Here is a 12,084-nt window from a genome sequence, read left to right as displayed (position 1 = left end):
CTCAGCCGACTTTCATCTCACGCGGCTCGGATGCCGTCAGTGCAATGCGACCCCAACAGGATAACTGACCATTGCCCGCCTTGACACCGCGCCCTTGGCGAAATGAGTGCCGAGACCTGATTTGCGCCCATCTGTGAACGAGATTATCGACAGGTTCCATTGCTGTGGTTCGACACCAAACAGATTATTTCCGGATCGGCGTTGGTTGTCGCAAAGTTTGCGTTTGGTGCATAAAACGAAGAGAAACCGCCCAACTCGCTCAGAAATGATTAATTGGACTGCATGTCCGTCAACACCCGAAAATCACCGTCAAGCCAAGGAATCTTTCTACAAATGGGATCGCAAAAATACTGTTGTATCAAACCACTAAGTACTTTGTGGATCAACAAGGACGTAGATTTGGGATAGACGTCAGTTGTGAACAAGGAGATCGTTCGTGAAAAGTTGCGTCCAGGAAATGGCATGGTCCTGACACTCTCATGAAAGCGCTGTGCGCGTCGAAAGCTGGCAACCGTGGTAATCGCCCAACCGCTACCTTCCGCAACCAGACCGACAATCGATTGATTGCATTCGAGTTCGAACCTGTTTGGCAGGTTGAACTTGCTGCGGTTGAGTTGAACCTCAATCTGCTTGCCAATCGTGTAGTCCCTTGAATACCGCAAAAACGGCAATTCGGCATCCGGAGTGAACACATCCTCCACAGTTCCCACAAAGTTCTTGGGCAGAATTACGATGAACGGATCACGCAACAATGGATACTCCAGCAATCCGTCGGTCTTGCCCACCGGAAGTGTTGCCACTCCGGCGTCCAGTTTGTGCTCCTGCAGTTTGGCGATGATCTCGTGGCTCGGCCGGGTGAAATGTCGAAAGCTGCACCGCGGCAACGCTTGCGCTAAGAATCTGAACAACTCTGGCGCGACTTGGTAGTCGAAATCGTCAATCAACGCGAGCCGCAGCGACGTGGCATTGCGCCAGGTCCCCGAGCGGATTTCCCCTTCCCCTCGCTTCAGTACAGTAAGGCCTTCACGAACATAGCGTGAAAAAACCTCTCCTGCGGGGGTTAAGCTCATTGGCCGACGGCTGTGGTCGACCAATTCGACCCCTAGGGCGCTTTCTAGGCTTCGCAAGTGATTGGATACAGTACTGATGGACAAGTTCGTTTCGGACGCCACTTTTTGAATGGAGCCGGATTTGGCGATCAACTGGAATACTTCCAGCCAGCGGAGACTTAGAGACTTTGGCAAATGCGGTGTTCCTGAAATTTCCACTCTTTCTATAAAATCGAAACAGAGAACCTACGCCGCGGCAATACCAAATATGTATTTCTTCTCATTGGCACTGCGTCAAAACTCCAATGCCCGGACACTCAGGGGCTTAATACCGAGCGCGGGAACCACATGAAATCAGCTACGCAGTCTGGTCATTAGAGGATCATAAGGGCTGGGTGCAATCACTGTTGCTTCGGTCCGAACACCGCACATATCAATCTCAAGACTGTTGCCTCGGGCCTGACAAGCGACATCGACAAATGCATATGCCAAGTTCAATCCGGTTCGATGACCCCAATCCCCGGACGTAACCGTGCCCACGACATCATCACCAATCATCACTGACGCCCCCGGGTGGGCCGGTGCTTGTTCGGCGTGAACTTGCAGGGTCACCAATCGTTTTTGCGGTCCTTGTTGAAGGTTGTTCAGCAGCGCATCCCGACCGACAAAACAGGCTTTGTCCAAATTCACGAAACGCTCCAAACCTGTTTCAAAGGGGTCATATTCAGTGACAAGATCCGATTTCCAATGAAAGAAGCCTTTCTCAATTCTCATGGATTCGATGGCCCGGGCGCCAAACAGGTGCAGGCCATAAACCTTACCTGCATCTTGGAGTGCAAGAAATGCCGCATGGAGCGAAGCGTTGGGAACGTGGATCTCATATGCCAACTCACCTGAAAAACTGACGCTCATGACAGTAGCGGGTGCGATACCGACGAAACACTCTCGCACGCTGAGCCATGGGAAGGCCCGAGCAGACCAATCGCCGCGCGAACAGGACGACAGAACTTTTCGGGCGTTTGGGCCAGCAAGAACCAGAATGGTTTGGTCGTTTGTAAGGCTTCGAATCTGCACGTCCTCATCAGGTTCCAGATGCTGCTTGAGCCAGTCCATGTCGTGAAATTCGCTTGCTGCCGCCGAGCCGTACCAAACGCGTTCAGGCCCTCGGTCGCTGGCCGGTAGGTTGGCGACAGTCGCTTCGGCCTTGATCCTGCCCTGATGGTTCAACAAGTATCCCAACCCGACCCGACCATCGCGTTTGGCCACGGCACCGCAGAACATCCGGTCCAGAAATGCATGGCGGCCTGATCCGATGATTTCGATGCGGTTGAAACCATTGACCTCGGTCAACCCGACATTTGTCTGAATGTTTTTTACTTCGGATGCGACAACATCAAAAGCTTCGTCAAAATCGAAACTCAGCGTTGGTTTGAATTCGGCATGAGGTTTGATGTAATCGACACGCTCCCATCCGTTTACCACCGTGAATTCGGCACCGGCCGCGGCCAAAACGGGGGTCAATGGCGTGGTTTTGGCCGGGCGGCCCGCTGGCCGGTGTTCATGCGGGAAGTGAAACCTGAATTCGTTTCGGTAATCTTCTACGGCTTTCAACGCGGTAAGTTCCACATTGGCGTGACCTGTGAATCTTCGCGGATCGATGCACCATGTGTCGTAACACGCTTCACCATGCACGATCTGCTGCGCCAACAGCCAACCGTGCCCACCTCCTTCGCCCAGCCCGGCGCGAAGGCCAATGATGCAAAACGCGTTTCGCTTTCCCGGAATGGGTCCCACCATCGGCGCCCCATCAATGGTGTATGTAATCGGGCCATTGACGACAGTGTGTATTCCAACTTCCATCAGGGCTGGCATCCGGGCAAAAGCGCCCTCCAAGACATCTGTCACCCGGTCCAAATCGTCGGGGCACAGGGCGTTGGCAAAGTGCGGATCGATCCCGTCCATCCCCCAGGTCTTGCAGTCCTGTTCATAAAACCCGACCAGCAAACCATTCTTTTCCTGACGGCAATAATAGTCGCTGATCGGGCATCGTAGCAGTGGCATTCTATGACCGGCGTCCCGGATGGCGGGGATTTCTTCGGTCAGGAAGTACTGATGCTCCATCGACGCGACCGAATGGTGAATGCCCATCATCGCACCCACTTCGTTCACACGATAGCCGCAAGCATTGACGACAATGTCACAGTCAATGTTTCCGTGTTCGGTTTGGACGGTCCAAGTCTCGTCGTTGTGCTGAAGCAATCCGACAACGGGAGTATTACGGTAAATCTCGGCGCCCGCTTTTCGTGCCCTCCGCGCCAGCGCCTGACACAATTGCGCGGGGTCGATATCACCATCCAACGGATCCCACAGGCCTCCGATCAGGTTTTCGGTGGAGATCAACGGGTGTCTGCGGGCGCATTCGCTGGCATCGATCACCTCGAAATCGACGCCCATTCCACGGGCCACCGATGTAAAGTGGCGATACCCTTGCATCTGCGCCTCGGTGTTGGCCAAGCGGATACCGCCATCACCGTGATGATAATTGATAGGATAGTCGGCGTCTTCTGCCAGTTCCTTATAGAGGCGGATGGAATGCGACTTCAGTCCTATAATCGTCTGGTTCATACCGAAATTGGTGACTTGAGCGGCCGAATGCCATGTTGTGCCGGATGTCAGTTCATTCCGCTCGACCAGAACCACATCGCTCCACCCTTCCTGGGTCAAGTGATAAAGGGTCGAACATCCGGCAATTCCTCCGCCAATAACCACAACCTTTGTGCGCGATTTCATCCGGTTTGCTCCTCTCTCCGCAACCACATTCATGGAAAGAAAGCCGCCTTGTCAGCAACGAAGCATTTGGCAGTTTCGAAAAATCGAAACTTAGGTTTTAGATTTCACAAGGCTTGGTTGACATTTTGCCGCTCGATACTGGAAGCCTGTAGTGTACAGCCAGCATTGACGCGGGAGCGCAGCGGTTATGTCGTCTGAAGTTAGCAAAAGAATCGGGCGAAGGGCTCGGATGGCGCAACGAGCAGCGAAACCGGTGATCGCCCCTTGCCCTCCCGGTCAGACCGGCGGTTCATTCACCCCTCTCGCAGAAGCCGAAGTGGCGCTGATCTATAACGCCGCACTGCGGTTACTCGAAACCCTCGGCATGGGGGAAGTACCAGAGAGGTTGCGCAACGATCTGACGGCTGCGGGGGCAATAGAAGGCCAGCGAAGAAGATTGCTTTTTCCACGTGCGATGGTTGAACACGCAGTCTCAATTGCGGCCAAGACATTCGTATTGCATGGCCGGGACGAAAGCCGATCAATAGAAGTTGGCGGAAACCGTGTATTTTTTGGCACCGGCGGCGCGGCGGTACAGACGCTTGATCTGGAGACGCGACGATATCGCCCCTCGACGATGGCTGATTTGCATGACTTTGCCCGTCTGCAGGATACGATGGAAAATGTCAGTTGGTTCACCAGATGTTGCGTAGCAACCGATGTGCCGGACGCGTTCGACCTGGACGTCAACACAGTCTATGCGCTGGTCAAGAATACCACCAAACCAGTCGCTACGTCGTTTACATTGGCAGAACACGTATCACCCATCGTTGACCTTCTGGACATCGTCGCCGGTGGGCCGGGAGAATTTGCCAAACGTCCATTCCTGAAAGCGCACATCAGCCCCGTGATTTCCCCGTTGCGGTATGGCGAGGATGCAGTTGACGTGGTTTACGAATGTATCCGACACAATATTCCCATGTCCTGCATCACCGCTGCGCAGGCCGGGGCCACGGCTCCTGCGACATTGGCCGGATTTCTTGCTCAATCCCTCGCCGAAACATTGGCGAGCCTGGTGATGGTGAATGTGATTGCACCCGGTTTCCCGATGGTATTCTCGAACTGGCCATTTATCGTCGATCTACGAACCGGAGCTTTTGCTGGCGGAGGTGGTGAGACCGCGGTTCTGAACGCGGCCTCGGCGCAAATCATCAATTGGCTGGGTTTACTTTCGGGGGTTGCAGCCTCAATGACGGACGCCAAGGCGATTGACGCTCAGTACGGGATGGAAAAGGGCATGACTTCTCTTGCCGCCGCGTTGGCTGGGGGTAACCTGATCTATGAAAGCTCGGGGATGACGGCATCATTGCTGGGGGTCAGTTTCGAAGCATTCGTGTTGGATAACGAGATGCATTCCCACACCTATCGCGCCCTTCGCGGAATAGAGGTGACCGAAGAGAACCTCGGCTTTGAAGCGATTTGCCAATCCGTGCTGAGTGACGGTCATTTTCTGGGAAGTTCGCAAACCTATGACGCAATGGAGAGAGACTATTTTTATCCTTCGCTGGCGGATCGGAATGAACCACGGACATGGGAAATGAACGGTGCAAAGGATGCGTGGACCAAGGCCCGCGAACGGGCAGTCGAGATTCTAAAAGCACATCATCCAGAGTATCTTACACCCGAGCAGGACGCTCAGATCCGGAAATGTTTTCGAATTCTGACCTGAGCCTTTTCCGCATAACAATTGTTTTAGCGAAGATCGATGATACGGACCGGATGAAACGGAAAATCGCGAGGATCAACAGTCAACATGACAGACACATTCTTTCAACCGGTTTCAGCAATGGAGCTAGCGCGTTTTGCGGGTGTTCCGACATTCATGCGTTTGCCAAATCTGGCACCGGATCATGAACGCTTTGAAGAAGTTGAACTGGGCGTCGTCGGCATACCCTGGGACGGAGGAACCACCAATCGCCCCGGCGCCCGCCACGGACCTCGGCAATTGCGCGACTATTCGACCATGATCCGGGCCATGAACCCTGTCACAGGTATCAGCCCGTTTTCCTTGGTGAACTGCGCCGACCTTGGGGACGTTTCCCCAAACCCCGTGGATATCGAAGATACATTGGAGCGCGTTACGTCATTCTATTCCACATTTGTTCGGAATGGCATCGCGCCACTGACGGCAGGTGGAGACCATCTGACAACGCTTCCGGTTTTGCGGGCTTTGGCAAATTCTGGTCCGCTGGGGCTAATCCAATTCGACAGCCACACCGACTTGTTCGACAGCTACTTCGGTGGCCATAAGTTCACGCATGGGACGCCGTTCAGGCGCGCGGTTGAAGAGGGGCTGGTCGATCCAAAGCGCTTTGTTCAGGTTGGCATTCGAGGCACAGCCTATAATACGGAAGATGTCGAATGGGGTGAGGCACAGGGAATTCGCATCATCCGCATCGAAGAGCTATTCGACCGTGGCATTGATGACGTCATGACCGAGGTAAATGGCATCATCGGAACAGAGCCCTGTTATTGCACTTACGATATCGACTTCGTGGATCCGACTTATGCACCTGGCACCGGAACCCCCGAGATCGGCGGGCCTAACAGTTTTCAGGCCCAGCAGGTTATTCGAAAACTGTCAGGGCTGAACATTGTGGGTGCCGATCTGGTTGAAGTCTCGCCACCTTTCGATCCCGAAGGTGGCACTGCGTGGCTTGGTATTTCATTGATGTTCGAATTGCTCTGCGTGATGGCACAGGCGATAGATGCCCGACGCGCTAAGTCGAACTGACATTTTCCGCGATCATGGAAATCATCTCGAACATCACAGCCGCAGCAGTCAGGGCCGTGATGTTGTTTGGGCTGTCCTTGGTTGGCATCATGCACACGACATCACCGCCAATGATGTTCAAACCGCGCGCGGCACGCAGAATTCCTACGGCTTCATCGATGTCAAAGCCTTTTTCTCCGGGCTCCAGATTCGAGACAGCGGGCGCCACCGTCGGGTCGAGGCAATCCAGGTCGAAAGTGATATAGACAGGGCGATCGCCTAAGACTTCTTTGGTTTGCGCCACGACGTCGGTCAGTCCGCGTTGTCGAAACTCTTGCATCGTCACGATGTTGTACCCGTAGTCATATGACGGCTGTAACCAGTCCAGACTTCGTGGGTGGCCCCGCAATCCGATCTGCATAGAACGTTTTGGGTCCACCTGCCCCTGATCGGCCAGATAGGCACCCCAATGCGCGGCAGATTTGTGCGCCCCAAGAAAATGGTCGACCTTTGTGAACACATCTGTATGCGCATCAAGGTGCAGAAAGCTAACAGGCTCGCCCCCGGCCAGCTTGCCGCATCCCAACGCCTGAACGATGCCGCCAGTGATCGAATGATCTCCACCAACAGAAACGGGTCGAGCCCCCGCAGCGTCGATATCCTGGTAAAAAGCCGTGATGCGTTCGATGCAGTCTTCATTGTCATTGGCACGGGGAAATGGGACATCGCCCACATCAGCAATTTGGGCACTTGCCCAAGGGTCGATCTGAAAAACCGAATGCACTCTGCGTTGAACTGCTGAAACATGGCGCACTGCCCTTGGGCCCAAATGCTGATCCCGCTCGGTTGTCCCGTTTCCGGTCGAATGTGGAACCCCAACCAGCGCGATATCTTGCCCTTCGGGCTCAGTGTGAGCACACCTGAAAAGCGTTGGCACGCCCCACCAGTAGAGATTGTCCATCATTGACTTCTCATAACGGTCGGTCATCGCAGGCCTCACTAACTGAAAAAGGCCCCGAGATGTTCCCGAGGCCCTGCTGCTCCATCAGATTTTCTCATCTTCCCGTCTGAAGGCGCCCTGAACAATCCGGTCGATAACCATAGCACAGAACAGAATTGCGAAGCCGCCCAAAAGACCAGGCCCCTTGGCCGCGTATTGCAGTGCTTCGAGGATCTCTTTTCCAAGTCCTCCCCCCCCGATCAGCGAGATGATGACGACCATGGATAGGCACATGAGAATCGTCTGGTTCACGCCTGTCATGATCGAAGGCAGGGCAAGCGGGATTTCGACGTCCTTCAAGAGTTGCCATTTCGACGCCCCGAAAGCCACAGCCGCTTCCTTGATACTGTCTGGAACCCCACGCATACCCAATGCCGTCAGGCGGATCACAGGCGGCATGCCAAAAATGATCGTCGCCAAAATTCCAGGAGGATTGCCCGTACCAAAAAATGCGATGATCGGGATCAGATAGACGAAGGCCGGAAGGGTTTGCATCAGGTCCAAAACGGGTTCGGCCGCCGAATAGGCCCGTTTGGACTTGCCAAACCAGATCCCCAGCGGGATACCGAAAACGACACAGAGTATCACCGCCGCGCCTACAAGGGCCACGGTTTCCATCGCAACATCCCAGTAGCCCAAAAGTGCGATATAGGCCAGGGAAGAAGCTGTGAATATGGCCACTCTCGGTCCCGCAGCGCGCCATGCCGTCACGCAGATCACCAGCATGACCACCGGCCATGGTGAACCGATCAAGGCGACCGTCAGCGCATCCAGAACAGTGCGAACTCCGCCTACGATGCCGTCAAAGACGTCTCCTCCAGCTGCAGCAGCGCCGTCGATGCGCGCCTCCATCCATGTGGCAAGGGTTGAAAACAGGGTCCCGCCGTCCTGACCGAGAAAGATGGCCGAAACCTCTTTTTCCGGAAACTCGTCAAGCATGGCGAAAGATGCGTTCACCGTGAATTTGTAGACGATCAGCGGAGCAATCGCCGCAATCAGTACGACGCCAAGTATGGTGTTCCGGGTTGAGCGCCCGCTTTCGGTGCCTTCAGGATCAATGCGCCACCGCGAATATTGTTTCTCATAAACCCTGTCCGCGTACAGCCCTTGCGTCAGTTTGAAGACCGCGAGCATCAATAGCCCGAAGATCAAGATGCCCAGTGCTTCGGATTGGGCTGCTTGCGCTTTCTCGAAACTGGCGTCCGCCGCCTTCTGGATATTTGCCGCCAACTTGGTAAACCGATCTATGTCGGCTTGCTCGGTTGCTTCTGCTGCCCGGCCTAGCAACTCGTCGGCACGAGCCTGTTGACGCGAGGCACGGCCGAGCAGATCTGCTCCTGGATTGCCCCAAGCACCCCGACCAATCTGCACCCAGGCGATGATCTCGAGTATGAGAAAGGTCCAGAACATTCCCCAGATAGCACGGCTTGCCGCCCAGAACGGACCCAAGACCGCCGCCCAAAGATTGAACGTATTGGGCAACAGGTTGACCGCATCGTGGATCTTGTGAAATGCACCGACATAGTAGTCACCATTGGTCTCTGCAAATTCGTGGATCGAACTGTCCAGCGCTTCACGGTCGACTTCGATGTCGGATGCTGCGGTGACTTTGATATCAGACGCCAGATCACTCATTTTTGCCCCCCTGAATTCCGCGCAGCAGACGAGGTTTTGTAACCAAGCCGACATCTGCTCCGGCGTCGGTAATGACGACAGGCATTTCCGTATTCACGGCCAAGTCAATCAGTTGGTCCAGGTCCGCACTTTCGTCGGCACGCGGTGCCCCATCAATCGATCCATTGTAGCTGTCCAAAGGTTCCATAATTGAATGGGCTTTGACGAGTTTGAGCTTGGATATTCCCTGCACAAATTCGCGAACATAGTCGTCTGCCGGGTTCATCACGATATCCTCTGGCGTACCGATCTGGACGATGACCCCATCCTTCATGATCGCAATGCGGTGGCCGATCCTGATGGCTTCATCAAGGTCATGGGTGATAAACAGGGTTGTTTTCTTGAGTTGCGCCACAAGTGCCTTGAACTGATCCTGCAACTGCAATCGGATCAACGGATCCAGGGCTGAGAACGGTTCGTCCATCAATAGTATTTCGGGATCCGACGCGAGCGCACGGGCAATGCCGACGCGCTGCTGCATTCCCCCTGACAACTCCTTGGGAAGCCGATCTTCGTAACCAGTCAGATCCACCAATCCCAGTGCGTGATCCGAAACGGCCCAGCGTTTGGACTTTGAAACCTTTCTGATTTCGAGCGGATAGGCAACATTATCCCGAACTGACCGATGCGGCATCAGTGCCATGTGTTGGAAGACCATTCCGATCTGCTGCGCCCGAATACGGCGCAGTTCCGACTCCCCTATCTGCGAAACATCGCGGCCCAGGATCTCGATCTTGCCTGCAGTAGGCTCGATAAGGCGGTTGACATGCCGCACCAATGTAGACTTGCCTGACCCGGACAATCCCATGATGCAGAATATCTCGCCTCGTGAGACCTCGAACGTCGCTCCTTGTACGCCAACGACGCAGTTGAACCGATCAAGGACTTCGGGTTTGCCGATCCCTTCCTTCATGACTGCAGACATCGCTTCTTCGGCGCGGGCGCCAAAGATCTTCCAGACGTCTGTCAACTTGACGACCGTTTCGTTCATTTCCGCCCCTTATCATGCAAAGCAAGCCGCCAAGGCTGTGCCCTGGCGGCCTGTGTGGACTCATTGAGCGCCAGCGCGTTCTATTGCGCCATCCACCCAAGAACCTGGTCTTCGTGTTCGCTTACCCATTCTTCGGCGTATGCAAGGGGTTCTTTCTTGTCGATGACCAGCGCGTAGGTCATTGCGGAAACTGTTTCCGTGTCCAACGCCATGTTCGCCAATAGGCTCGCCACCTCCGGGTATTCTTCTTCCAGTGACTTTGCGTAGTGCAGGTGCAGATACGCAGAATCCCAGGCCACGGCCGCCTCGGATTCCTCCAACCAGTCCGGGCTGTCGGTCGGCTGAACAACCTTCCATTTCGCAGCATCATAGGCAGGCTCTTCCAAAACCGTCATGTCATGCAGCGCAAAGACGTAGTGAGGCGTATAACAAAACCCGACCCACGGGTCGCCGGCCTTGATGGCATTATCCAGATTGGCATAGGCCACTGTTTCGTCGATTTCCACCAACTCCATGGTCTGGTCATACCCATACGACTTTGCCCGGATCTTTTCGACATTGGTCGAAGCCCAACCGGGAGCGCCAATCCAGATCTCGCCCTGACCGTCACCGTTGGAATCGAATATCGCTGCTACGTCTGGATTCGTCAGATCATCGATCGATGAAATCGCGTGTTTTTCGGCGGTTCCTTTGTCAACGCACATCCCCTGGAACGCTTCAACACCGTTCGGGTTCATCACAACCGTACCATTTCCCTTGACGTAAGTGTCATGAAGATTTTGCTGGTTCGGCATCCACACCTCGGGGTGCACATGCATCGCACCGGAATCCATCGCTTCGAAAACAATCGGATTGGTCCCATTTTGAAGTTCAACTTCAAGACCCAGGTTTTGCTCAATCGCCACCTTGAGGATGTGCGCTGTTGCGTTCACCGAGGGCCAGTTTGGAACCCCAATGACAATGTCAGCTGCTATGACCGGCGTTGAAACAAGCGACATAACCGCGGCCACACTTGCCAGCAAACCTGTTCTTTTGTCCATTTGATTTCTCCATGTTGGTTTTCAAGACGTTGGGCATTTGGCAGTTTGCGCGCCCTCATCGATGATTTTTGTCCCAGCTCCAGTTTCTCGTCGCGTGGCATCAGCCTATTCAGCCAGGTTCTAAAAGTGAAACATGTGCAACCCAACCCCATCAAGCTTAGTGTTATTAAAATGGTTTCAATGCGATTTTACGAAAACAAAGATTCGAATTTACGAAATACTAGACATGTCATCGGAACAAGCGAAGCAAGCGGTGCTGGCGAACTAATGCTAACTAATCTCTACAAGGGCAGGACCACTGCCCCTTATTCGGCGCAGAGACTGCGCCAATTGGCAAGTGCGGCGGCGCAGTTGAGCTTGAAATTTGGTCTGGAGTTGAGGCTGCGCTCCAAATTGAACAGGTTGTAAACCGAGGGCGATTGTATACTTTGCAAATAACCTGAGCATACCCACCCTATCACGCCAAGGCATGTGTCCGCTCAGTCTTTGGCGGGCTTTTTCTCTTTCGGCTCCTCGCGCATCTTTTTCAATGCACGCTTGAACGTTTCTTCATCTCCATCCGCCTCGACTTCACGGGCGAGTTCCTTGAAGCGCTCAAGTTGAGATTTGTCCTTTTCCAAGCCTACAAGATAGTCGCAATCACTGGACAGAAAAAGGGGCGATCCGAAGATCGCCCAAGGGTCAGGACTCATAGCCAATAGATGACGGTTGCCGCTAGGGCGATGGCTGAAAGGAAGACCTTTGGGCATCTGTAGTAACGGGTTGCGACGCGCCGCCAATCCTTCAAC

The 12,084-nt window shown here is 54.2% G+C and carries 9 protein-coding genes and 2 pseudogenes; 2 read left to right on the top strand and 9 right to left on the bottom strand.

The features are described from left to right. Positions 1–269: 269 nt before the first annotated feature. Both ACR0LZ_RS17970 and ACR0LZ_RS17965 read right to left on the bottom strand, forming a co-directional pair. Positions 270–1,268 carry a LysR family transcriptional regulator gene (locus ACR0LZ_RS17970; RefSeq protein WP_480751337.1) on the bottom strand — a complete coding sequence of 333 codons (999 nt, stop codon included), beginning with the start codon at positions 1,266–1,268 and terminating at the stop codon, positions 270–272. A gap of 135 nt (positions 1,269–1,403) precedes the next feature. After that, positions 1,404–3,839, bottom strand: coding sequence for a GcvT family protein (locus ACR0LZ_RS17965; RefSeq protein ID WP_480751335.1), 2,436 nt, complete (start codon positions 3,837–3,839; stop codon positions 1,404–1,406). A 187-nt stretch (positions 3,840–4,026) separates the two neighbouring features. Between ACR0LZ_RS17965 and ACR0LZ_RS17960 the strand changes: the two genes are divergently transcribed. Both ACR0LZ_RS17960 and speB read left to right on the top strand, forming a co-directional pair. After that, the gene (locus tag ACR0LZ_RS17960) at positions 4,027–5,547 is read left to right on the top strand and encodes a trimethylamine methyltransferase family protein (RefSeq protein WP_480751334.1); all 1,521 of its coding nucleotides are present in this window, start codon (positions 4,027–4,029) and stop codon (positions 5,545–5,547) included. A gap of 84 nt (positions 5,548–5,631) precedes the next feature. Then, positions 5,632–6,612, top strand: a complete 981-nt coding sequence (gene speB, locus ACR0LZ_RS17955) for an agmatinase (protein WP_480751333.1) — start codon at positions 5,632–5,634, stop codon at positions 6,610–6,612. Here speB and ACR0LZ_RS17950 read toward each other — a convergent pair. From ACR0LZ_RS17950 to ACR0LZ_RS17920, 7 genes and pseudogenes are all read right to left on the bottom strand, one after another. After that, positions 6,599–7,579 (bottom strand): arginase family protein, encoded by a 981-nt coding sequence (locus ACR0LZ_RS17950; protein ID WP_480751331.1) that lies wholly within the window; start codon positions 7,577–7,579, stop codon positions 6,599–6,601. The two genes, speB and ACR0LZ_RS17950, sit on opposite strands and share 14 nt — an antisense overlap. A 57-nt stretch (positions 7,580–7,636) precedes the next feature. Then, the gene (locus ACR0LZ_RS17945) at positions 7,637–9,226 is read right to left on the bottom strand and encodes an ABC transporter permease (protein ID WP_480751330.1); all 1,590 of its coding nucleotides are present in this window, start codon (positions 9,224–9,226) and stop codon (positions 7,637–7,639) included. Beyond that, a complete protein-coding gene (locus ACR0LZ_RS17940) occupies positions 9,219–10,256 on the bottom strand; it encodes a quaternary amine ABC transporter ATP-binding protein (RefSeq protein ID WP_480751328.1) in 1,038 nt (345 codons plus the stop codon). The genes ACR0LZ_RS17945 and ACR0LZ_RS17940 overlap by 8 nt, the downstream gene beginning before the upstream one ends. Positions 10,257–10,336: 80 nt before the next feature. After that, positions 10,337–11,296, bottom strand: a complete 960-nt coding sequence (locus ACR0LZ_RS17935) for an ABC transporter substrate-binding protein (protein ID WP_480751327.1) — start codon at positions 11,294–11,296, stop codon at positions 10,337–10,339. Positions 11,297–11,601: 305 nt separating this feature from the next. Next, positions 11,602–11,709: pseudogene (locus ACR0LZ_RS17930) on the bottom strand (IS6 family transposase); the annotation flags it as partial. A 66-nt stretch (positions 11,710–11,775) separates the two neighbouring features. Beyond that, entirely contained in the window at positions 11,776–11,916 is a 141-nt protein-coding gene (locus ACR0LZ_RS17925) for a hypothetical protein (RefSeq protein WP_480751326.1), read from the bottom strand. Positions 11,917–11,984: 68 nt separating this feature from the next. Next, positions 11,985–12,084, bottom strand: a pseudogene (locus tag ACR0LZ_RS17920) (IS5/IS1182 family transposase); the annotation flags it as partial.

The organism is Ruegeria sp. CI1, from assembly GCF_056536925.1.
Note: the sequence above shows the minus strand (reverse complement) of the source record. Positions and strands in the feature narration are given on the sequence as shown.